The 22,171-nt window shown below is 57.4% G+C and carries 24 protein-coding genes and 1 tRNA gene; 21 read left to right on the top strand and 4 right to left on the bottom strand.

Annotation, left to right across the window (positions count from 1 at the left end):
- Window positions 1-58 precede the first annotated feature (58 nt).
- The 5 genes from noc to CIC07_RS25055 all read left to right on the top strand — a co-directional run bounded on the left by noc (window position 59) and on the right by CIC07_RS25055 (window position 4,687).
- The gene (gene noc / locus CIC07_RS25075; protein WP_076357994.1) at window positions 59-877 is read left to right on the top strand and encodes a nucleoid occlusion protein; all 819 of its coding nucleotides are present in this window, start codon (window positions 59-61) and stop codon (window positions 875-877) included.
- A gap of 346 nt (window positions 878-1,223) precedes the next feature.
- The gene (locus tag CIC07_RS25070; RefSeq protein ID WP_076357154.1) at window positions 1,224-1,997 is read left to right on the top strand and encodes a ParA family protein; all 774 of its coding nucleotides are present in this window, start codon (window positions 1,224-1,226) and stop codon (window positions 1,995-1,997) included.
- A complete protein-coding gene (locus CIC07_RS25065; RefSeq protein WP_076357156.1) occupies window positions 1,978-2,823 on the top strand; it encodes a ParB/RepB/Spo0J family partition protein in 846 nt (281 codons plus the stop codon). Before CIC07_RS25070 ends, CIC07_RS25065 begins: the two co-directional genes overlap by 20 nt.
- A gap of 159 nt (window positions 2,824-2,982) precedes the next feature.
- Window positions 2,983-4,164: an aminotransferase class V-fold PLP-dependent enzyme gene (locus CIC07_RS25060; RefSeq protein ID WP_076357158.1), complete on the top strand. Its 1,182-nt coding sequence runs from the start codon at window positions 2,983-2,985 to the stop codon at window positions 4,162-4,164.
- Window positions 4,165-4,180: 16 nt separating this feature from the next.
- Window positions 4,181-4,687: a DUF4446 family protein gene (locus tag CIC07_RS25055; RefSeq protein ID WP_076357160.1), complete on the top strand. Its 507-nt coding sequence runs from the start codon at window positions 4,181-4,183 to the stop codon at window positions 4,685-4,687.
- Here CIC07_RS25055 and yyaC read toward each other — a convergent pair.
- Entirely contained in the window at window positions 4,662-5,252 is a 591-nt protein-coding gene (yyaC, locus tag CIC07_RS25050; RefSeq protein ID WP_076357162.1) for a spore protease YyaC, read from the bottom strand. The two genes, CIC07_RS25055 and yyaC, sit on opposite strands and share 26 nt — an antisense overlap.
- Window positions 5,253-5,397: 145 nt before the next feature.
- Here yyaC and CIC07_RS25045 point away from each other — a divergent pair, with 145 nt between their 5' ends.
- The 4 genes from CIC07_RS25045 (at window position 5,398) to CIC07_RS25030 (ending at window position 7,371) form a co-directional block, all read left to right on the top strand.
- Window positions 5,398-5,637 (top strand): putative Se/S carrier protein, encoded by a 240-nt coding sequence (locus CIC07_RS25045; protein ID WP_076357164.1) that lies wholly within the window; start codon window positions 5,398-5,400, stop codon window positions 5,635-5,637.
- Between the two features lie 102 nt (window positions 5,638-5,739).
- Window positions 5,740-6,819, top strand: coding sequence for a mechanosensitive ion channel family protein (locus CIC07_RS25040; RefSeq protein ID WP_076357166.1), 1,080 nt, complete (start codon window positions 5,740-5,742; stop codon window positions 6,817-6,819).
- An 86-nt stretch (window positions 6,820-6,905) separates the two neighbouring features.
- Window positions 6,906-7,136 (top strand): DUF951 domain-containing protein, encoded by a 231-nt coding sequence (locus tag CIC07_RS25035; protein WP_076357168.1) that lies wholly within the window; start codon window positions 6,906-6,908, stop codon window positions 7,134-7,136.
- Between the two features lie 144 nt (window positions 7,137-7,280).
- A tRNA-Ser gene (locus tag CIC07_RS25030) sits at window positions 7,281-7,371 on the top strand.
- A 395-nt stretch (window positions 7,372-7,766) separates the two neighbouring features.
- On the opposite strand, the gene CIC07_RS25025 is transcribed toward CIC07_RS25030, so the two are convergent.
- Complete coding sequence (locus CIC07_RS25025; protein WP_021878901.1) at window positions 7,767-7,952, bottom strand: YjzC family protein; 186 nt, start codon at window positions 7,950-7,952, stop codon at window positions 7,767-7,769.
- Between the two features lie 374 nt (window positions 7,953-8,326).
- Between CIC07_RS25025 and rpsF the strand changes: the two genes are divergently transcribed.
- The 3 genes from rpsF to rpsR are packed head-to-tail and all read left to right on the top strand — an operon-like array spanning window position 8,327 to window position 9,519.
- Complete coding sequence (gene rpsF, locus CIC07_RS25020; protein ID WP_076357170.1) at window positions 8,327-8,611, top strand: 30S ribosomal protein S6; 285 nt, start codon at window positions 8,327-8,329, stop codon at window positions 8,609-8,611.
- 33 nt (window positions 8,612-8,644) lie between these two features.
- A complete protein-coding gene (gene ssb / locus CIC07_RS25015; protein ID WP_021878898.1) occupies window positions 8,645-9,220 on the top strand; it encodes a single-stranded DNA-binding protein in 576 nt (191 codons plus the stop codon).
- A gap of 20 nt (window positions 9,221-9,240) precedes the next feature.
- Window positions 9,241-9,519, top strand: coding sequence for a 30S ribosomal protein S18 (gene rpsR / locus CIC07_RS25010; RefSeq protein ID WP_076357172.1), 279 nt, complete (start codon window positions 9,241-9,243; stop codon window positions 9,517-9,519).
- A gap of 115 nt (window positions 9,520-9,634) precedes the next feature.
- Here rpsR and CIC07_RS25005 read toward each other — a convergent pair whose 3' ends face one another.
- On the bottom strand, window positions 9,635-10,975 hold the full coding sequence (locus CIC07_RS25005) for a hemolysin family protein (RefSeq protein WP_076357174.1): 1,341 nt from the start codon (window positions 10,973-10,975) through the stop codon (window positions 9,635-9,637).
- Between the two features lie 239 nt (window positions 10,976-11,214).
- Between CIC07_RS25005 and CIC07_RS25000 the strand changes: the two genes are divergently transcribed.
- Window positions 11,215-11,976: a DUF1836 domain-containing protein gene (locus tag CIC07_RS25000; RefSeq protein WP_076357176.1), complete on the top strand. Its 762-nt coding sequence runs from the start codon at window positions 11,215-11,217 to the stop codon at window positions 11,974-11,976.
- 5 nt (window positions 11,977-11,981) lie between these two features.
- Here the strand turns inward: CIC07_RS25000 and CIC07_RS24995 are convergent, their stop codons facing one another.
- A complete protein-coding gene (locus CIC07_RS24995) occupies window positions 11,982-12,335 on the bottom strand; it encodes a DUF4870 domain-containing protein (protein WP_076357178.1) in 354 nt (117 codons plus the stop codon).
- A 191-nt stretch (window positions 12,336-12,526) separates the two neighbouring features.
- On the opposite strand from CIC07_RS24995, the gene CIC07_RS24990 reads away from it, so the two are divergent.
- From CIC07_RS24990 to CIC07_RS24955, 8 genes are all read left to right on the top strand, one after another.
- Window positions 12,527-13,648, top strand: a complete 1,122-nt coding sequence (locus CIC07_RS24990) for an LCP family protein (protein ID WP_076357180.1) — start codon at window positions 12,527-12,529, stop codon at window positions 13,646-13,648.
- Window positions 13,649-13,676: 28 nt separating this feature from the next.
- Entirely contained in the window at window positions 13,677-14,087 is a 411-nt protein-coding gene (locus CIC07_RS24985; RefSeq protein ID WP_076357182.1) for a CBS domain-containing protein, read from the top strand.
- 292 nt (window positions 14,088-14,379) lie between these two features.
- Complete coding sequence (locus CIC07_RS24980) at window positions 14,380-15,288, top strand: DUF2232 domain-containing protein (RefSeq protein WP_076357184.1); 909 nt, start codon at window positions 14,380-14,382, stop codon at window positions 15,286-15,288.
- 15 nt (window positions 15,289-15,303) lie between these two features.
- On the top strand, window positions 15,304-17,265 hold the full coding sequence (locus CIC07_RS24975; RefSeq protein WP_076357186.1) for a DHH family phosphoesterase: 1,962 nt from the start codon (window positions 15,304-15,306) through the stop codon (window positions 17,263-17,265).
- On the top strand, window positions 17,262-17,708 hold the full coding sequence (gene rplI, locus CIC07_RS24970) for a 50S ribosomal protein L9 (protein ID WP_048744292.1): 447 nt from the start codon (window positions 17,262-17,264) through the stop codon (window positions 17,706-17,708). The genes CIC07_RS24975 and rplI overlap by 4 nt, the downstream gene beginning before the upstream one ends.
- A gap of 19 nt (window positions 17,709-17,727) precedes the next feature.
- On the top strand, window positions 17,728-19,083 hold the full coding sequence (dnaB, locus tag CIC07_RS24965) for a replicative DNA helicase (protein ID WP_049868604.1): 1,356 nt from the start codon (window positions 17,728-17,730) through the stop codon (window positions 19,081-19,083).
- 409 nt (window positions 19,084-19,492) lie between these two features.
- Window positions 19,493-20,779 (top strand): adenylosuccinate synthase, encoded by a 1,287-nt coding sequence (locus CIC07_RS24960; RefSeq protein ID WP_076357188.1) that lies wholly within the window; start codon window positions 19,493-19,495, stop codon window positions 20,777-20,779.
- A 194-nt stretch (window positions 20,780-20,973) separates the two neighbouring features.
- Window positions 20,974-21,819, top strand: coding sequence for a hypothetical protein (locus tag CIC07_RS24955; RefSeq protein ID WP_076357190.1), 846 nt, complete (start codon window positions 20,974-20,976; stop codon window positions 21,817-21,819).
- Window positions 21,820-22,171 lie beyond the last annotated feature (352 nt).

Below are 22,171 nucleotides of genomic sequence, written 5' to 3'. Positions count from 1 at the left end.
CAACACGGAAGAAACATCGAGGTCATGGGCACATTGAATTTCGGGTGGTTGAAGAATGATGAAGGAACAATTTTCACGGCTGTTCGGGTTGAATGACCAGAAGGCCGCTCTTGATGAAGTCAAGCAGATCCCGGTTGGAAGCATTGATACGAGTCCTTATCAGCCCAGAACCGTCTTCGACGATGACAGGATCGAGGAACTCAGCCAGACGATCCGAACCCATGGCGTCATTCAGCCGATCGTCGTGCGGGTTCGCGGAGACCGCTACGAGATCATAGCGGGCGAGCGCCGCTGGCGCGCCGTCAGCAAGCTGGGTCTGGATACGGTGCCGGCCATTATTCGCGACTTTAACGATTCTCAAGCAGCCTCGATTGCCTTGATTGAGAACCTGCAGCGCGAAGGACTGTCCGCCATCGAGGAAGCGGTCGCTTATCAGAAGCTGATCGACCTGCATAGCCTTACCCAGGAAAGCCTCGCGCAGCGGCTCGGCAAGAGCCAATCGACAATCGCCAACAAGATCCGATTGCTCGGTCTCAGCGAGCCGGTCAAAAGCGCCCTGGTCGAACGGAAAATCACGGAACGCCATGCCCGTTCCCTGCTGGCCCTCGACACCGAGGAGCTGCAGCAGAAGGTGCTGGAAGACGTGCTGTCGAAAGAACTCAACGTCAAGCAGACCGAGGCTAGAGTCGCCTTCTATAAGGAAGCATCCAAAACGAAAAAAGCGAAGCGGATCAGCTTCACGAAAGATGTCCGGCTTGCTCTCAACACGATCCGGCAGTCCATCGATATGGTTTCAGGCTCTGGCCTGCAAATCAAAACCGATGAGAAAGACCATGACGATCACTATGAGATCGTCATCCGGATTCCCAAACGATAATGTCGTATTCCGGCGCCGATTCCGTTATACTCTAATTACAGCAATCAGCAATGATTAACATAAGGGCATTCATACCGAATGATCAGCATGAGCGAACAGCATGATATGGCCCGCAGACTTATCCACGGAAAGCGGCAGCAGCCGCTTTTTTTCGTCCTGCCGGAAGAAATGACATTCTACTGGCCACCTGCGCTTTGCGCAGCGTGCGTGCATACGAAGGATGTCGTTCTTGCGCCGGGAGGGATGGATTCCTTCTCCAGCTTGGAATGAAGGCGGGCTGACAAGGCTTGTTCTTGGCCGCAGGGAAGTTCACGTTTGACTAGAATGGAACATTGAGGTGACAAGGTTGTCCAAAATCATTGCCATTACGAACCAGAAGGGCGGCGTCGGCAAAACGACGACATCCGTGAATCTGGGCGCTTGCCTGGCTTCCCTCGGCAAAAAGGTGCTGCTTGTCGATATTGATCCGCAGGGCAATACGACCAGCGGCGTCGGAATCAACAAGGCCGACGTGGAAAACAGCATTTATGACGTACTTATCAATGAGGTCGATCCGCATGAAGCGGTGATGCCCACTGCGGTCCCCAATCTCTCCATTATTCCTGCGACAATTCAGCTTGCCGGAGCGGAGATTGAGCTGGTTCCGACTATATCCCGTGAAGTAAGGCTGAAGAAGTCCTTGTCGCAGCTGAAAAATGAATACGATTACGTTCTGATCGACTGTCCTCCGTCGCTCGGCATTTTGACCATCAATTCGCTGACGGCTGCCGATTCCGTCATCATTCCAATACAATGTGAATATTACGCGCTTGAAGGACTAAGCCAGCTTCTGAATACGGTCCGTCTGGTCCAAAAGCATCTCAATACTTCGCTCGCGATCGAAGGCGTGCTGCTGACGATGTTCGATGCCCGCACGAACCTCGGCATCCAAGTCATCGAGGAAGTGAAGAAGTACTTCCAGCAGAAGGTGTATCAGACGATCATTCCGCGCAATGTGCGTCTCAGCGAGGCCCCTTCGCACGGACAAGCCATCATCACCTACGATCCGAAGTCCAAAGGAGCCGAAGTTTATCTTGAATTGGCGAAGGAAGTGATCCAGTATGAGCAAGCGGCTAGGTAGAGGACTGGATGCCCTCATTCCGTCTCTTTCGGTAAACGATGATGACAAGGTCATCGAAATCGATCTGAAGCAGCTGCGAGCCAACCCTTATCAGCCGCGGACGACGTTCCAGGATGAATCCATCCGAGAGCTTGCGGAATCCATCCGCCAGCATGGCGTCATTCAGCCGATCATCGTCAGAACGGTGCTGAAGGGCTATGAGATCATTGCAGGAGAGCGGCGTTGCCGGGCTTCCCAATTATGCGGCAACACGACCATTCCGGCGGTGGTGCGGAATTTCACGGATCAGCAGGTCATGGAGATCGCCTTGATCGAGAATTTGCAGCGGGAAGATCTCAATGCCATCGAGCTTGCTGTCGCTTATCAGGCCATCATGGACAAGTTCGACCTGACTCAGGAAGAGCTCTCTCTCAAGGTCGGCAAATCCCGTTCGCATATCGCCAATTTCCTGCGTCTTCTCAGTCTGCCTGCAGACATCAAGGACAGTGTTTCACGTGGAACAATCTCGATGGGACATGCCAGAGCTCTTGTAGGCGTCAAGGAAGACAAAGTGCGCAAAGAACTGGCCAAACAGATCATCAGCAATGAATGGAGCGTCCGTGAGCTGGAGAAGGCGATCCAGGATCTGGAGCATAAAAAGCCTGATAAAGCCGCCGTCGCCAAACTGAAGAAACGTGATCCTTACGTGGAATCGCTGGAGGAGACGCTGCGCGAGCGGTTCAAGACAACCGTGAAGATCAAGGCGTCGAAGGACAAGGGAAAAATAGAGCTGTCCTATTACAACAAGCAGGATCTGGAAAGACTGCTGGACCTTCTCCAATCCTAACGATTGCGCTCTGGATCATGAGGGCGGGGGAAGGAAAAAGCAGCATGATACGGCATGCCCAAGTTGTATTCTCTGGTTCCAGAGATTAAACTTAGGTATGCTGTTGTTTTTTTGGACCTCCTTTCCTTATTGAAGACTACTTGATTTCGGAGGATAGCCATGACATCGAATAAGCCGGTCATTTATTTGGATCATGCGGCCACATCCTGGCCGAAGCCGCCGGCTGTCGCCGAGGCTATGATGGAAATCCTGCTGCATGGAACGGCGAATCCCGGCCGGGGCAGCCACCGGATGGCCGTTCAATCCGGGCGGGTTCTGTTCGGGGCACGCAAGAGGCTGGCGAAACTGTTCCGGATCGCAAATCCCAACGATATCTCCTTTGCGGCCAATACGACGGCAGCCTTGAATCTTGCGATCAAAGGCATGCTGAAGCCGGGAGATCATGTCATCGCGACGGCAGTCGAGCATAATTCCATACGCAGGCCGCTGGAGTATTTGAAGGCAAGCATTGGAATCGGGGTTACTTACATAGAGGCTACGCCGGAAGGAGAGGTCAGGCCGGAGCAAGTCGAGCAGGCTCTCACTTCTCGCACTGCCCTCGTAGCCGCTGCGCACAGCTCCAATCTGCTCGGGAGCATATTGCCGGTCGGAGAGATCGGCTCCATCACTCGCAAAAGAGGGATTCCGCTGCTGGTCGACGCAGCTCAGTCTGCCGGCGTGCTGGACATCGATGTCGAGGCGATGGGAATCGACCTTCTTGCGTTTCCGGGCCATAAAGCGCTGCTCGGACCGCAGGGGACCGGCGGCCTGTATATCCACCCTAGGCTTGATCCCGTCCCGCTGCTGCACGGAGGGACCGGAAGCCAGTCCGAATCGGCCGAGCAGCCGACGGTGAGGCCGGATCGTTACGAAGCGGGCACACCGAATACGCCGGGAATCGCCGGACTTGCTGCTGGCGTCCAATATGTCATCGATCGGACGCCGGCCGCAATCCATGCCCAAGAAACGGAGCTGGTCTCCTGCATGATGGAGGAGCTTGCATCCGTTCCGGGACTGAGGCTGCTGGGGCCGGCTGCAGGCAAGCCGAGGACAGGAATCGTCTCTTTTACGATGGCTGGGGTCGAGGCGTCGGAGCTGTCCTTCATCCTGGACCAGCATTACGGTATCGCCGTAAGGTCAGGCTATCATTGCACGCCGCTCGCGCATTACAGCGCGGGAACGGCCGAGACGGGAGCCGTCAGGGCCAGCGTCGGTTATTCTACAACCAAAGAGGACGCTGAATCGTTCCTAACAGCGATACGGGAAATCAGGTCACATTACCCCATGCAGGGACAGGGTTAGGAGAGCTAAGGGAAAGATGAATGAATGGATGGATGCATGGATGGAGGCGCCGTATTACGGAGTTGCTATCGGACTGCTTGCTGTTGTCGTCGTGCTGCTTTTCATCTGGATCGCGGTTGTGGGCAGAAGGCTGTCGAAGCTGAGGCGGCAGTATGTTCAAGTCATGGGCCAAACGGGCGTCACGAGTCTGGAAGATGTCATCGTCGGCCTCCGGCTGTCTCTCGACGAGCAGCAGGATCGGCTGCAGGGCTACGGCCAGCAGCTGGCGGAGTTCGGACATCTGCTCAAGGACACGAAGGGAAAGATCGGCGTGTTCCGCTACAACGCGTTCTCCAACCAGGGAAGCGACATGAGCTTCTCGGTGGCCATTGTCAACGAGGACAGCAGCGGTGTCGTGCTGACCGGGCTGCATGGCCGGGACGAGACGTATATGTACGCCAAGCCCTTGCAGCAGGGCAGCTCGGCCTATGCGCTTACGGAAGAAGAGCAAAAGGCGATCAGTCTTGCGTTGCAGCGTGAATAGAATAGGCTCGGACGCTGCCGATCGTGTGATGAAGGACGTCCGACATCATGTCGGCCATCCGCATGACGAGATTCAGGCGTGTGTTTTGCAGGACGAAATATTCCATGAATCCGCCTACGTTGACGATTCCGGTCATGTGAATATCGCCTACAGGCGGCAGATCCTTGTTCACGCCGGCGCCGGGACGGACAGGGCCGGGTCCGAGCTGGATGCAGCCTACGCTGGACAGCTGGCCTAGACAGGCATCGATGCCGATGATGAAGGGCTTGGACACCTTGCGGTTGATCTCAAGCATCGTCTCCTCGAGATTCATCGCGTGAACGGGCTCGTCCAACGTGCCGAACAGCTCGAAATGAGGGCTGCGGTTCTTGGCCAGCTGAGTGCCGATGAGCGGTCCGAGGGCATCTCCCGTGGAACGGTCCGTCCCGATGCATACGACGACGATTCGGCGGTCAAGCGGAACAGGCTGGAGATGCAGATGAAGACGCCCGGCAAGCTGCTCGGCAGCATCGGACTCGGTGTGGGGCACTTTCAGCGGCAGCTCTCTCATCACAGGTCGTTTCATAGAATCCCCTCCGCAATAATGAATTGTTACTAGCTAGTATATGGTAGAGAGAACGGATTTATACTTGTACCATCTATCCGATCTGCGCAAGCTCCGGTAGCGGAGCTTGCCTCCGGAGAGGAAAGGTAAGGAGCCTAGCGAATTCATGCTGATCGCCTTCGATTCCACGCAGCAGGCGCTGCGGACCGAAATGTTGCTGGAGTACGCAGAAATCGAAATCGATATTCGCCCGACGCCCAAGCAGATTACCGCCGGCTGCGCGCTATCCATCGATTTTCCCGATGGGGAGCTGGGGCAGGTGCGCAAGATCATCGCCGAGCAGTCCGTCGACATCCGGGGCATCTTCCGCCAGACGGAGGACGGCTACGACGAGGTGCGGGAATAGGCGCGCTGTCCGCAGCTCAGCGAGCCCGGCGGCCCTAAGCCGCTGCCTCAGGCCAGGCGGCCTCATCAACGGACCGTCCAGCCTGGAGGGGCGGGTGGCTGCTTGCCGGCGGCGGACGGGCCGGCGCAAGTCGGCCCGTCGAGGATGGATGCGCTGCAATCGATCGACGGAATCATTGCGAGGCGCCCTTACCGGGGCGCCTTGTCCCTTTGCATCGACATGCCCGGCCAAGGCGGCTGCCGTCTTGGCCGGGTGAAAGGAGAGGTTAAGATGAACCCCTATTTGACGAACGCAGCGGTGGAAAATGCGGCAAGTCCCGACAATGAAGGAACCCTCGCCTCTGCGGCCGATCAAGCGGCAGAAAAAACGAACGAGTTCCTCTCTGCGATGAAGGAGCAGTTCTCCTCGACATTCTGGGTCGACTCGGGCATTGTCCTGATCAAGATCGCCTTGATCCTGCTGATCGGCCGGCTGATCATCTTGATCGTCAACAAATCGATCGACCGGATCCTGGAGCGGGAATCCAAAGTGCCGCTGCAGACGCGCCGCGTCGTCACGGTCGGCCGGCTGATGAAGAATGTCGCTTCGTATGTAGTGTATTTCATTACGGCGATGCTTGTGCTGCCCTTGGTCGGCATCCAGATCGGCCCGCTGCTCGCCGGCGCGGGCGTGCTCGGCCTGGCCATCGGCTTCGGCGCGCAGAGTCTGGTGAAGGACGTCATCACCGGCTTCTTCATCATCCTGGAGGATCAGTTCGCCGTTGGAGACATCATTCAGACGGGAACCTATAAAGGCACCGTGGAGCTGATCGGCCTCCGCACGACGAGGCTGAAGAGCTGGACCGGCGAAGTCCATATCATTCCGAACGGAACGATCGCGCAGGTGACGAACTATTCGAGGAACAACTCGCTCGCGGTTATCGATGTGGACATGCCTAACGAGGACAGGCTGGATGAGACGGCGACCTTGGTCAAGGACATGCTTGCCGCCATGGAGAACGCCAACCTCGTCAAGCCGCCGGAGCTGCTCGGCATATCCTCCATGACGACGGCGGAGTACAAGCTGCGAATCGTGGCGGAATGCATGCCGAACACGGAGGCTTCCGTGACCAGGCAGATCAATATGGACTTGCAGCGCTTGCTGCGGGAGCGTGAGGACGAGCAGCAAGATGCGCTGGCCTGATCTCACAGACCATGTTAAGATGAAGGGAAATTATCGCTGGGGCGGCCGCCTCAGCAGTGATCAAGCGCTGAAGGGGGAATGAAGCGATGGAACGCAAGCAATTCGAGCTTGGCGATGTCGTGCTGATGAAGAAGCCGCATCCATGCGGAACGAATGAAATGGAGATCATTCGGATGGGAATGGATATCCGCATCAAGTGCACCGGATGCAAGCACAGCGTCCTGATCCCCCGGGCGAAGTTCGAGAAGAACATGAAGAAGGTGCTTCGTTCCGCTGCGCCGGAGGACAAGCAAGGGGAGAGCGGATCGGCTTCCTGAGCGCTGGACGAACGGGAGCGCAAGCGGGGAGCAAAAATAGCTCGGCCTTAGAGGCAGCGTGGGCTCGGCTCAAAGCGAATTGTCAGACTTTTCATCTGCTCTTGCGTACAAGAGACCAGCTATGGTATGATAATTTTTGCTTGCGGAGAGGTACCCAAGTGGCCCAAGGGGGCTGACTCGAAATCAGTTAGGCGTCGCAAGGCGTGCGTGGGTTCGAATCCCACCCTCTCCGCCATAACATTTGCATCTAACGCGGCTCTTTCCAAGAGCCGCTTTTTTGCGTCTTTTTTGTCTGCCGGACCGCCTTGCAGATACGGAAAAGAGGACCCTTGCGGGTCCTCTTCCGACGGCGCTTAATGGAGTTCGCAATTCAAGCTGCACTTCCCTCATCGAAATCCGGAATGCCGCCCGGCTATGGATGTCTAGCGACTTCCCTGCCTGCTGCGGCGATGTCCCTGCAGACGAATGTCTTTGGCACAACCCCTCGCTTCTCTGCGTTCATGTACGTGCTTTCCCTGCAGTGTCCTTGCGCTTTTTACGGCCAACGGAACCACACCCTCATCTTGTCGCGCCGTCAAGGATAGTATGAGCGGTGGCCGGACGCCTTATTCGCCTCAACAGAAAATAAAATCAGACCTTCGGCATTTTCACCCAGACCCGGTTGTGGTTCGAGGTCTTCGGGAAATGCTGCCCCTTCTTGAGCGAGATCTTCTTGGGATGGGAGATCCCCATGTGGAAGGAGTCTTCGCCTGCCTCCATATACCATCCGTCGTTCGGAGCCTTGAAGCCTTGTTCAAACTTGGTGCGTTCGCCCATTACGATTCACCTCGTCCGCGGATTTTCCGGCCGTCGTGCCCGCTGCGGACATGACGCGCCGGACTTATAGTTTCGGCTTCCCGGGAGCGAATCATCAGCGGCAATTATTCGCATGGATAGGGGGTAGAAGGGCTTGTTCCGTCTTTTTCTGGACCGTGGCGAGGGGCTTCGGGCGGCAGAAAAACGCCATTCGAATCGTACGTGCGGATGATGTCGAGCGACGTTCAAAATCTGGAAGCAGCCTCCGCTCGGCTTGCATCGTACAAGCTGTTCTGATATAGTAGGTGGGTATGCGAGTTAGAGTTAAGTCTCTCGCTCCTTGCTCTTATGCTCAGGCAGAAAGGGCCGCTTAGTCCAAGAGGAGGTGAATCAAAGTGCGCAAATACGAAGTGATGTACATCATTCGTCCAGAGGCGGAGCAAGAAACTGTTCAAGCTCTCGTCGAAAAGTTCAATGGCATCATCAACAATGGCGGAGAAGTTACCAAGTCCGATGTTCTCGGCAAGCGCCGTCTTGCGTATGAGATCAACAAGATTCGTGACGGTATCTACGTTCTCGTCCACTTCAACGGAACCAACGAAGTGATCAACGAGCTGGATCGCGTCATCAAAATCACGGATGATGTTATCCGTTACCTGATCGTCAAAGACGTAGCGTAAGCCAAGATTGTTCGAACTTGGGAGGCGGGTACGATGTTGAACCGTGTCATTCTGATTGGCAGATTGACCAAAGATCCAGAACTTCGCTATACCCCATCCGGCGTTGCGGTAACGCAATTCACGCTGGCGGTAGACCGGCCCTTCAACAGCCAGTCCGGGGAACGCGAAGCCGATTTCATTCCGATTGTCACGTGGAGGCAGCTTGCCGAGACGTGCGCCAACTATCTGCGCAAAGGCCGTCTGACGGCGGTTGAAGGCCGGATGCAGGTAAGGAACTACGAGAACAATGAAGGCAAGCGCGTCTATGTGACGGAGATTATTGCCGACAATGTCCGTTTCCTTGAATCCGGTAACCGCGATGGCGGTTCGCGTGAAGAAGGCTCGTACAATGCAGGAGGAAGCGGCGGCTACAGCGGTGGAAGCGGCAATGGCGGCGGAAGCGGCAGCAGCGGTGGCGGATACGGCGGCGGCCAGTCGAGCGGCGGCAACCAAGGCGGAGGTTCCTACGGGGGCAATCGCGGCGGTGGTGGAGGTTCTCAGGGAAACCGGGATCCATTCTCGGATGACGGACGCCCCATCGACATCTCCGAAGATGATTTGCCATTCTAACTAGAAAGGACGGATAAACCATGGGATTCAAGCAAAGAGAAGACGGCGGCGAGCGTCCAGAACGCAAATTCCGCAAAGGCGGCCGTAACAAGCGCCGTAAAGTCTGCTACTTCACCGTGAACAAAATCAAGCACATTGATTACAAGGACACGGATCTGCTCAAGAAATTCATCAGCGAGCGCGGCAAAATTCTGCCACGCCGTGTAACGGGCACCAGCGCGAAATACCAGCGCGCCCTGACGACCGCTATCAAGCGTTCGCGTCAAGTTGCACTGCTGCCATATACGACGGACAACTAAGCCGTTGCGACAACAGCTCTTCCGGATTTCCGGAGGGGCTGTTTTTAGTTTGCCTGGACAGCCGCTTCGGCATGCAAAAAAAAGCCCCGCTCATAAGAGCAGGGCTGAAGCGGGATCAGTCTTCCTGATCGTGAAGCTCAGGAGTATCTTCGAATTCATCGGCCGAATCGCGTATGATCATCTCGACCTTGCGGATCCGGTTCTTGGTCGCTTCGCGAATGATGAAGGTCATGTTGTCGAATTCGTACCGGAATCCGGGCTTCGGCGAAGGGATGCGGGCGTAGAGCCAGCCTCCGATCGTATCGGTGTCTTCGTCGTTGAAGTCGTGTCCGACCATATGGCCAAGCTCATCGAGGGAAACCTTGCCGTCCAGCAGGTAGCAGTTCTCCTCAAGCTTCTCGATCTCGCGGCGCTCGTCTTCATCGAACTCATCGCGGATCTCGCCGACGATCTCCTCCAGAATGTCCTCGATCGTGATGAGGCCGGATGTGCCGCCGTACTCATCCACAAGAATGGCGATATGGACGCGGTCGCGCTGCATGCGCTGCAGAAGCTGCTTGACCGGGATGCTCTCCGGCACCGACAGGACGGGATGAATGAGATCCTTCATCTTGAATTCCTTGTCTTCCTGGTAAGTCAGGAAGAGCTGCTTCGTGTTGATCATGCCGACGATGTTGTCCTTGCTCTCGGTAGCGACAGGGAATCGGGTATATTGTTCACGCTGGATGACAGCCAGGTTCTCTTCGCGGGTATGGTTCGTGAACAGGCAGACCATATCGGTGCGCGGCACCATGATCTCTCTGGCGACCATCTCATCGAAAGCGAAGATCCGGCTGACATAGCCGTATTCGGTCGTGTTGATCTTGCCGCTCTGGAGGCTTTCGCTCAGGATGATCTGAATTTCCTCTTCGGAGTGTGCATCCTCATGCTCCTTGGCGGGATGCAGGCCGAACAGGCGGATCAGGCCGTTGGCGGAGCCGTTCAGCACCCAGATGAACGGGTAGAGCACTTTATGGAACAGGATGATTGGCTTGGCAACGAGAAAGCTGATGAATTCGGCTTTTTGGATCGCCCAGGATTTAGGGGCCAGCTCGCCGACGACCACGTGAAGATAGGTCACGATGACAAAAGCGATCAGGAAGGACAGTAGACTACTCACTCTCTCATTCAGTTCGAATCGAGTGAATAGCGGATGCAGCAGCTCCTCTACAGTAGGTTCGCCGAGCCAGCCAAGACCGAGGGCGGTAATGGTGATACCGAGCTGACAGGCGGACAGGTAACCGTCCAGGTTGCTGGTAACGCGCTGCACGGCTAAGGCGCCTTTGCGGCCTTCAAGCACCAGCTGGTTGACGCGGCTGGGGCGGATTCGGATAATGGCGAATTCCGTTGCTACAAAGAAGGCGGTCAAAAAGATAAGCAAAGCCACCAAAGCCAAATTTAAGCCTATACTGTCCATTCGTGTACATCGACATCCTTTTCATCTTAGAATAAGTTCTTATGAACCAGTATAACGAACTTGAGGATCTCACTTCAACTGTTTGAAAAGGCCTTGCCGGACGGTATAAGCTCATTAGCGGTCTTTGTCACGCAGAAATAAGCTCTTTTCATGCCCGCGCTTGCCTTTACAGGCCTATTTGCGGGCTTTATGATAGGTTCATATGATCGGATAACGAATCCGAAGGGAGGAAAGCGGCAGTGGAATCATTTCTGCTTAAGCGCAGCGAAATGGCGGCGCTGCTCATGTCTCTGGACGGGAAGGGCGAACTCACCCCGATTCAGATCGTCCAGCAGGCCTGGAAAAAGGGCCATCGCAAGCAAGTAAGCTCGGGCAGGGCACTGCCGGCGTTCCTGTCCACGGATTGGCCGGCCGTTCTGGAGAAGCTAATGAAGGGACAGGGACTCAAGGGAATGTCCCTCCAGGAGGCTGCGGCTCTCGGCCAGCTGATTCCATATGCGGGCCTCTCCATCACGGCCATGCAGAACTGGGTCAAGCGGGACTTCAAGCGGTACTTTGAATCGCCCAAAGCCGGCAAGAAGTACTCGCTCGAACAGGCGGCGCTTCTATTCATTATCGATGACTTGAAGGCCAGTCTGGACTTTGAATCCATCCGCAAGCTTCTGGGCCGGCTGTTCGGCTGCGGAGGAGAGAAAAGCCTTCTCAGCCCCGTGGACTTTTACCAGGCTTATTCTGCTCTATTTGAAGAATTGGATGCCGACGGAGATCAAATTCTTGATGCGGCTCCCTCGGAGACCGCAGCCGGCAACGGCATGGAGAGCAGCCTGGAGACCAAGGCAAGGGAAGGGGCAAGCCGCTATATCAGCGGCTTGTCCGGCCTGGATGAAGCGGAGGCCGAAGCGCTCGGCAATCTGCTGCTGATCGCCGTGTTCTCCGTTCAAGCCGCCTATTTCCATTCCCTGTCGAGAAGGTACTGCAACGCCACGCTGTTCCTGAACTGATTGGGCTAGAACTCGCCGCTGATCATCTCGGCCCAGTCCCCGAGCACGGGCAGCCGGGCCTGCTTGCCCTGCAAGGAAACGATCATGAGGCCGATCCAGACCAGCAGGGCGAGCGGAGCGAGCAAGCCTCCAAGCAGCCAGCCGATGACGGGGATGAGGGCGAAAACCATGCTCAGGCATAGGTAAGCCGCGGAGAAAAGGATGGATTGCACGGCATGGAAGCGGACATACCGGCTCTTCTTTTCCAATAGAAGGAGCAGGAAGGCTCCGACGAAGCTGCCGAGATAACCGAGGAATGCGGCCAGACGCGGATCGAGGCCGGTGGAAGACGGATCGGGTCTTCTTGGAGAAGGGTGCATGTCCAGGCTCCTTTTCCATAAAATACAGTCATTAGGCCATGTTTATGTGCATTGGCGCGCGGGTATGCGATGGATACAGGGCTATTTGCGATCAAGTTTTAAGCAATTTGTAACTATTCTTTAAGGTTACTCGTCTACAGTTAGGCTAAAATGAATGGAGCCGTGCACCCTCAGCAGAAAGGAATTCAATCATGAAACCCAAAAAATCTCGCGCCCGCAAGGCGTGGACATGGACGGCTTCCGTCCTGGCCGTCCTTCTCGTCCTGGGAACCGTAGGCTATTTCAACCGGACTACTCTCGCCTTATGGGGCTTTGATATGTTTCTTTCCAAAAAAGTAGAGAAGCAGCTGGAGGGCTCGTACCAGCCGACCGTAGACAGCAAGCCGCCCGCAGCCAATCCCGTTAAATACCAAAAAGCCGACCCGTACTCCGTCCTCCTCCTTGGAGTGGATGCGCGCGGCGCCGAGCAAGGACGCTCGGACACGATGATGTTTACGGTCGTTCGTCCATCCGATGGAGCGATCCTGATGGTCTCCATGCCGCGCGACACCTACACGGAGATCGTCGGCAAGGACAAGAAGGACAAAATTACGCATGCCTATGCATTCGGCGGAGCCAAAATGGCCGTCGATACGGTGGAGAATCTGCTGGGCAACCAGGTCGATTATTATGCCGCGGTCAACTTCGAGGGCTTCCGCAACCTGATCGACGCGATGGGCGGCATTCCGCTGCCGGTCGAGAAGGATCTCGTCAACAAGGAAGCCGATCATGAGAAGTTCGTCGTCAAGGCCGGCCAGAGCAAGTACAACGGCACCGACGCGCTCAACTTCGTCCGCTACCGCGAAGACGCCGGAGGCGACATCAGCCGCACCGAGCGCCAGCAGGCGTTCGTGGAATCCATCATGGACGAGGCTTCCAGCGTATCCTCATGGACGCGCATTCCGGAATTCGTCGGCATCATGGGCAAAAACTTCGCGACCGACATTCCGCCATCGGAGATGATCGACAAAGCCAAGGCGATGCTGCAGAGCGGCAACCGCGCCATCTATACCCATACGCTCAAGGGCGAAGGGCATAAGCTTAGCGAGAATGGGGCCTGGTACTACTTTGCCGACGAGAAAGACGTCGAGGCGAGCAAGAAGCTGATCGCCGACTGGATGAACAAATCCTTGACGATCGAGCAGCTGACGGGCGCCGCATCGAAGGACAGCGAAACGCTGGACGCCTCTTCGGGGTCGACCAACGATGCCAAGAGCGAATCCGGCAAAGGACCGGAGGTCACGACGGCTTCTTCCGATGACGAGAACCAGTGACCTTCTCCAAGATAGGAGAAGCTGAGAAATGAATATTGCTTTTTTTCTTCTGCCCAAGGCAGAGACGATTACATTGACGCTTGAAGCGACGCTTCGGCAGACGCTGGAGAAGATGGAATACCATCGCTATACGGCGGTGCCGATCCTGGATAAGAACGGCGCGTATGCGGCCACGGTCACGGAGGGCGACCTTCTCTGGTTCATGAAGAACGAGAATCTCAGCTTCGAGCAGACGAGCCGCGTCACCTTGTCGGAGGTGCCGATGCGGGTGAGGAACAAGCCGGTCCGCATCGATGCCAACATGGAGGATCTCATCTCGCTTGCCAAGGTGCAGAACTTCGTGCCGGTCGTCGACGACATGCAGCGCTATATCGGCATCGTCCGGCGCAGCGACATCATCGACTATTGCGCCAAGTCCATCTTCCAGGAGAAATCCTGAAGCAAGCTTCCTGCATGCCCTGCCGCGTTTGCGGCAGGGCATTTTTTGCGCGGATCCAAGCCGCCGCTGCAGCGCGGGCGGGCCGGAGCTCGCCTGGCGGCCGTCCAGAGAGCCTGTCGGATGACGGCTGGAACGGCGGAGAGTCCCCCGGGAGGAGAGAGGCAGGCAATCCCAGCCGTACGGGCGTAGCTTGCACCGGGCGGATTTGTGTTATAATGAGAGGTACAGCTTCCTGCGTTTTTTGGCGGGAGGCGCATTGATAGACCTTTATTAATCCAAGAGGTGAACGGGTTTGAAATTCGGTGGGAAATCCATCCTGTGGAGCGCTATTGCTCTCTTGCTGCTGCTCTCTATGGGAGTGCCGCTGCTGAACTGGCTGACCGTCGCCTTGATCATGGTGCCGTTCGTGGTTCTATACGCCACTTTGTCCAGAGGAATGTTCGCCGCTCATATCGTGCCGGTATTGCTGATCGCCTTTTTCGTGCCGGGCAGCGGACCCGCCTCTGTCATTATCGGACTCTTCTTCCTCGTGCCCGCTATCGTAATGGGCCATCATTACCGGCAGGGCAAGCCCGTCCGCAGGACCATGACGGCGGTGCTGCTCACGATACTCGGGCTGGCGCTGGTCGAGCTGCTCGTGTTCGAGTCGGTATTCGGCGTCTCTCTGATCCGCGAGATGCAGGACCGGATGCAGGATATGCTAGGCAACATAGCGAGCCAAGGCTTGATGTCGGATATTTGGACGCCGGAGAATACCGATATGGTCGTGAAGATGACGGTACAGGCGATTCCTCAGGCGCTGCTCTTGATGGCGTTCGCGGCAACGGCTGTCGCGCAGTATTTGTCCCGGAGGGCGCTGGCCGGCTTCGGCATGGCCGTTCCCGGAATGCCGCCCGCCCATGAATGGCGCTTGCCCCGGGTGCTCGTCACGTACTATCTGATAGCGCTGGTCGTGCAGATGTTCATCCCGGCTGGGGACAGCTCGTTCCTGTCGGTCGCTCTGATGAACCTGGTTCCGCTGCTTCGCATGGCCTTCACGGTCCAGGCGATGGGCTTTTTCTTCTTCCTGGCGCATCAGAAGGGCTGGGCGAAGCCCGTTCCGGTCATCATCAGCATCATCCTGCTCATCTTCCCTCCGCTCAGCCTGATCGGAGTGCTGGATGCGGCCTTCCCGATCCGCAAGTCGTTCCAGAAACATTGAACAGGGGCGTGTACTATGCCGAAGTTGCTTCTTAAGCGCTGGCACGGGACCCATATGGTGCTGGCTCTCGTCCTCATGATCGCGTTGTCGGCGGCCTTGTTCTGGTTCGAGTGGCCGCTTGGCGCGGCCGCGTTCGTCCTCACAATCCTCTGCGGCGTTTATATGTTCCTGGCGGAAAAAGCTTTCCGCAAGGATCTCAAGAAATATTTGGGCACCTTGTCCTACCGTGTCAAAAAAGTCGGCAGCGAAGTCATCAACGAGCTGCCTTTCGGCATCATTCTATTCAATGAGGATCGTATCGTAGAGTGGCATAATCCTTTTGTCGCGGACATGATGGACCGGGATTCGGTTGTCGGCGTTCCGCTGCTCGACCTGTTCCCCGCGCTCGCCCAGGCCAAGGATAGGCCGGGCAAGATGGAGGTCGCCGTCGGCGCCGATATTTACGAGCTGCTGTTCAAGCCGGGCGAAAAGCTTCTGTACATCCGTGAAATCACGGAGATGTGGCAGCTGTCCAAGGCTTATGAAGAAGAGAAGCTCGCGCTCGGTATCGTGTTCATCGACAACCTCGACGAGGTGTCGCAGTCGATGGACGATCAGCAGCGGACGACGCTGCTGTCCCGTGTCACGACGGAAATCACGGAATGGTCGCAGCAGGAGAACCTGTATATCAAGCGGCTCAACTCCGATCGCTTCCTTCTCATCACCGACCAGAAGGCGCTGAGGCAGCTGGAGCTGTCCAAATTCATCATCCTGGACGAGGTTCGGGAGATGACCGGCGATCTCAAGATTCCGATGACGCTCAGCATCGGCTTCGCTGCGGGTGCTTCGAGCATATCGGAGCTTGGCCAGTGGGCTCAGATCAGCCTGGACATGGCGCTTGGCCGCGGAGGCGACCAGGCGGCCGTGAAGGTGGGAGAGCGGCAGAGCTTCTACGGCGGCAAATCCAACGCGGTCGAGAAGCGGACCCGCGTGCGCGCAAGGGTCATCGCCCATGCGCTGCGCGACATGATCCGCGAGAGCGAGAAGGTCGTCATCGTCGGCCATAAGATGCCGGATATGGATGCCATCGGCGCTGCGATCGGCGTCGCCAAGGCAGCCCAGCATCTCGGCAAGGAAGCGTTCATCGTCCTGGAGGGCATCAACCCGTCCATCCAGAAGATGATGGAGCTGCTCAAGGAAGACGAGCGCCTGTACCGCCGCTTCATCTCGCCGGAGCAGAGCCTTGGTCTCGTCGATGCCCGCACGCTGGTCGTCGTCGTGGATACGCACAAGGCGTCGATGCTCAAGGAGCCGCGCATCCTCGGCCAGACCGGCCGGATCGTCGTCGTCGACCATCACCGCCGCGGAGAGGAGTTCATCTCCAATGCGGTGCTGATCTACATGGAGCCTTACGCTTCATCGGCCTGCGAGCTGGTGACGGAGCTGCTTCAGTATATTCACGACCGTCTCGTGCTCGACATCCGCGAAGCGACGTCCCTGCTCGCAGGCATCACGGTCGATACGAAAAGCTTCGCGCTGCGCACGGGCGCCCGCACGTTCGAGGCGGCCTCGTTCCTGCGCCGCAACGGCGCCGATACGTCGATGGTGCAGCGGATGCTGAAGGAAGATTTGGAAGAGTATTTGAAAAAAGCCGATATCATCAAGCATGCCGAAATCGTGCATGACCACATCGCCCTGGCGGTCACGGAGCCGGGCCAGCGCTATTCCCAGCTGCTGATCGCGCAGTCGGCCGATACGCTGCTGAACATGACGGGCGTCTATGCATCCTTCGTCATCGCGGAGCGGCAGGACGGACTCGTCGGCATCAGCGCGAGGTCGCTCGGCCAGATGAACGTCCAGGTCGTCATGGAACGGATGGGCGGCGGCGGTCATCTCACGAATGCCGCCTGCCAGATGGACGGTTCCGTGCGCGAGGTGGAAGCCAAGCTCAGGGCTGTGCTGAGCCAAATGAATGAGGAAGAGGAGTTGTTCGAATGAAAGTCATATTCCTGCAGGACGTAAAAGGCCAAGGCAAGCGCGGCGAAATCAAGGAAGTGTCGGAAGGCTACGTACGCAATTTCCTGCTCCCGAAAGGGCTCGTAAAGCCGGCTGAAGCAGGCAACATCAAGAACCTGGAGATGCAGAAGGCTTCGGAGGACAAGCGCAAGGCCCAGGAGAAGGCGGATGCCGAGGCGCTGGCCGCGAAGCTCGAAACGCTGACGATCGTTGTACGGACCAAAGCCGGAGAAGGCGGCCGCCTGTTCGGAGCCATCACGACGAAGCAGATCGCCGAAGCGCTGGAGAAGCAGGAAGGCATCAAGATCGACAAGCGCAAGATCGAGCTCCAGGAGCCGATCCGCGCGCTCGGGTTCAGCAATCTGGACGTCAAGCTGCACCCTCAGGTGAAGGGCAAGCTGAAGGTGCAGGCGGCGGAAGAATGAGAACGGAGGGACTACGGGGATGAGCCAGGACGGATTGATGTTTGACCGGGTTCCCCCGCAGAATACGGAAGCCGAGCAGGCGGTGCTTGGCGCCGTCCTGCTGCAGGCGGAAGCTCTGATCACGGCGATGGAGAAAATCCGTCCCGAAGACTTCTACCTGAACCAGCATCAGATCGTGTTCGAAGCGATGATCGAGCTGGGCGAGAACAACCAGCCGATCGACCTCGTCACGCTGACGGCGTATCTCAGCGACCGCCAGCAGCTCGACGAGGTCGGGGGCGTCAGCTATTTGGCCAAGCTGGCCACGGTCGTTCCGACCGCCGCCAACGTGGAGTACTACGCCCAGATCGTCGAAGAAAAATCGATGCTGCGGCGTCTGATCCGGACGGCGACTACGATCGTCTCCGACGGCTATGGAGCTTCCGACGATATCGGACTCATGCTGAGCGAGGCGGAGTCGCGCATCATGGAGATCGCCAACCGGCGCTCCAGCAGCGGCTTCGTCTCCATCCGCGACGTTCTGATGGAAGTATTTGAACGCGTAGAGTTTCTGTATACGAACAAAGGCGGTTCCACCGGTATTCCATCGGGTTTTGTCGATCTCGACAAGATGACGAGCGGCTTCCAGCGCAACGACCTTATTATCGTAGCGGCGCGCCCTTCGGTCGGCAAGACGGCCTTCGCGCTGAATATCGCCCAGAACGTAGGGGTTCGCTCGCGTGAGACGGTCGCCATCTTCAGCCTCGAGATGAGCGCGGCCCAGCTCGTCCAGCGTATGGTGTGCGCAGAATCCAATGTCGACGCCGGCCGCATGCGGACAGGCTTCCTCGAAGGCGACGATTGGGAGAAGCTCACGATGGCGATCGGAGCGCTGTCCGAGGCGGAAATCTATATCGACGACACGCCGGGCATCACCGTCAGCGATATCCGGGCCAAATGCCGCCGCCTCAAGAAGGAGCGCAACCTCGGGATGATTCTGATCGACTACCTGCAGCTGATCCAGGGCCGCGGCAAGTCCGGCGAGAACCGCCAGCAGGAGGTATCGGAGATCTCGCGTACGCTCAAGCAGATCGCGAGGGAGCTCGAGGTTCCCGTCATCGCCCTGTCCCAGCTCAGCCGGGGCGTCGAGCAGCGGCAGGACAAGCGACCGATGATGAGCGACTTGCGGGAATCCGGATCGATCGAGCAGGATGCCGATATCGTCGCGTTCCTGTACCGGGATGATTACTATGACAAGGAAACCGAGAAAAAGAACATCATCGAGATCATCATCGCCAAGCAGCGTAACGGCCCGGTCGGTACGGTGGAGCTTGCTTTCTTGAAAAATTTCAATAAATTTGTCAGCTTAGATCGAACCCATGAACCAGCGTCATAGGCTTGAGGGTTCGATCCGTCGAACCCACGAACCAGCGTCATAGGCTTGTGGGTTCGATCTGTCGAACCCAAGGCCAGCGTCATAGGCTCGCCTTCGATTTAAACGTTCCGGAACACCGACGCTGCTGGAACAGGGCGCATGGGGTTCCGGATTTTTTTAGATGCCGGGCAAGAAGCAGTAGAGATCATGACGCTTATTGAGCCTCTAAATCCGAACATTAATTGAAACTGCATTCGTATCGTTCGCCTTATTTGTTGACATCCCATGGCAGGGCTGGTACACTGGGTTTGCTGCTTTTTTCGCCGCCCAGCTGCTTGCACGTAGTAACGTGCGAAAGCGCCTGTATGAGAGCACGTTCCGCGGCGAAGCATAAGACAGTAAATTCAGGCAGTAAAGCGGAGGTATGATCATGTCTACAGTTGTTGTTGTCGGCACGCAGTGGGGAGACGAAGGGAAAGGCAAAATTACCGATTATCTGGCGGACGGAGCGGAAGTGGTCGCCCGTTACCAAGGCGGAAACAATGCCGGCCACACGATTCTGATCGACAACAAGAAGTATAAGCTGACGATGATTCCATCCGGCATCTTCAATCATAATAAAACCTGCGTCATCGGCAACGGGATGGTCATCAATCCAGCCGCGCTGCTTGACGAAATCGACTATATCCATGAGAACGGGTTTTCGACGGACAACCTGAAAATAAGCGACCGCGCCCATGTCATCATGCCGTACCATCTCGTGCTGGACGGTCTTGAGGAAGAGCGCAAAGGCGACAATAAAATCGGCACGACGCGCAAGGGCATCGGCCCCTGCTACATGGACAAGGCGGCCCGGGCCGGCATCCGCATCGCCGATCTGATGGACGCGGAGGAGTTCGAAGGCAAGCTGCGCCGGATGGTGGAAGAGAAGAACCAGGTGATCCAGCAGGTGTACGGCGGCGAGCCGCTCGACGCGGACGCCATCCTGCCGGAATACCTCGCTCATGCGGAGCGTCTGCGCCCTTACGTGACGGATACGTCGGTCGTTCTGAACGATGCTATCGATTCGGGCAAACGCGTGCTGTTCGAAGGCGCTCAAGGCGTCATGCTCGATATCGACCAAGGAACCTACCCGTACGTCACGTCGTCCAACCCGACCGCCGGCGGCGTCTGCATCGGCTCCGGCGTCGGCCCTTCCAAAATCCAGCAGGTCATCGGCGTAGCCAAAGCCTACACGACCCGCGTCGGCGACGGTCCGTTCCCGACGGAGCTGCATGACGCCATCGGCGATCAGATCCGCGAGACCGGCCATGAATACGGCACGGTAACGGGCCGCCCTCGCCGTGTCGGCTGGTTCGATACGGTCGTCGTGCGCCATGCCCGCCGCGTCAGCGGCATCACGGGCCTGTCCCTCAACTCGCTCGACGTCATGACGGGCCTGGAAACGGTGAAAATCTGCACGGGCTACAAGTTCCGCGGCGAAGTCATCGAGTACTATCCGGCCAGTCTGAAGATGCTGGCGGAATGCGAAGCCGTCTACGAGGAGCTGCCGGGCTGGGCCGAGGACATCAGCGGAGCCAAGACGCTGTCGGACCTGCCGGAGAACACCCGCCGCTACGTGGAGCGGGTCTCCGAGCTGACCGGCATCCCGATCGCGATCTTCTCCGTCGGCCGCAACCGCGAGCAGACGAATCCGGTTCGCCCGATCTACGAATAGGAAGACGAGCACGCAGCTGACCGGCCAAGCCGGGGCTGCGTGTTTTTTTGTTTTCCGCTCGACGAGCCTCCGACATTTGTACAACCGGAGCGGTTCCCTTTCCGTCTTGGTTCTCTTTCACTCTAGTGAATGCCCTCTCCCGATTATGCCCATACTGGTAGGACATAGCTGTTCTGTCGAGGGAGGAATCATAAATGAACTATAAAAAGATTGCGGTCTGGCTGGGCAAGACGGCAGCGACCGCGCTGTTGGCCAGCTTTTTGACGCTGTGGACGACGGGGTACATCGTGACGAGCTATGTCGAGACGCTGCTCAAGCAATTCCATGTCCCTATCCAGGTGCAGCCGCTGTCCATGTCCGGCGTCTGGGGCATGCTCTGGGGAGCAGACAAGCCCGCAGGGGCGTCAACTCCTGTGACAGCGCCGCTGGATTCATCGCGTGCGGGCAACTCCGGCGAAGAACAGGGGGCCGTCCCGTCCGGAACAACGAATGAAGGCGGCGGAGATATGCCGGACAGCGGACCTGCCGACCCGGATTCGTCCGATATCGGCTCTGGAGCGGATGGCGGCGGGATCGGGCCGGCAGCCGGCAGCGGCAGCGCGGACAATGCCGGCGGTTCCGGCGGCTGGATACCGGCAGCCGGGGCCGATAACGGCAGCATGGCAGACGGAGGCGGAACGGCTCCGTCTGCGGGCGGAAGCGATGCCGCGAACGACGGGTCCGGCCCGTCCTGGGAGGCGGGCGGCGGATCGCCCGCCGCCAATGGAAGCGGCGGGTCCGAGGTGCCTCCTGGGGGCAGCGGAGCGTCCGGCGGAAGCGGGGGGCCGCTAAGCTCCCCGGCGGGAGGAGACGGAGGATCGGGCAGCGGGGGCTCCACACCGGATTATTCCGCCGGGACTCCCTCCGCAGCGCCTTCCCCTACCTCTACCCCTACCCCCTTGCCGGACCGTTCTTCCGCAGCATCTCCTCAGGCGCAGCCGTCGGCCGACCCCGGTTTCGATGACGCAGGAGGCGCGGCGGGGAAGCCGCAAAATATATGAACCGATCCTAGCGGTGGCACGAAGTATTACTAGACCATACTTTTTTTGCCCTGAGTGGCGAAATTGTGTCCGAGGTTAAACGGCGTCCTGCCGCCTGTTGTCGAAAGATGCCGGCCATTCTGAAAAAATCTTAATCTCGCACCGTCCGGGCATCGGTTGTCCGCTAAAATGAACCTATGGTAAAGTTAAAGGCGAATTCTCCAATCGGAGCATTCGTCTTTTTTTGACTTCATTCGATTCCATCATCGGAGCAAAGAGGTTCGGATTGCTCTGCATATGCGCCCTCCATGGGCGGCGAGCCGTATTGCTTGACTGATCAAGCCGATTACCTTGCTGATTCCTTGTCCGTACA

The organism is Paenibacillus sp. RUD330, from assembly GCF_002243345.2.
Classification (GTDB): Bacteria; Bacillota; Bacilli; order Paenibacillales; family Paenibacillaceae; genus Paenibacillus_O.
This window is presented reverse-complemented; position numbering and strand designations above follow the sequence as displayed.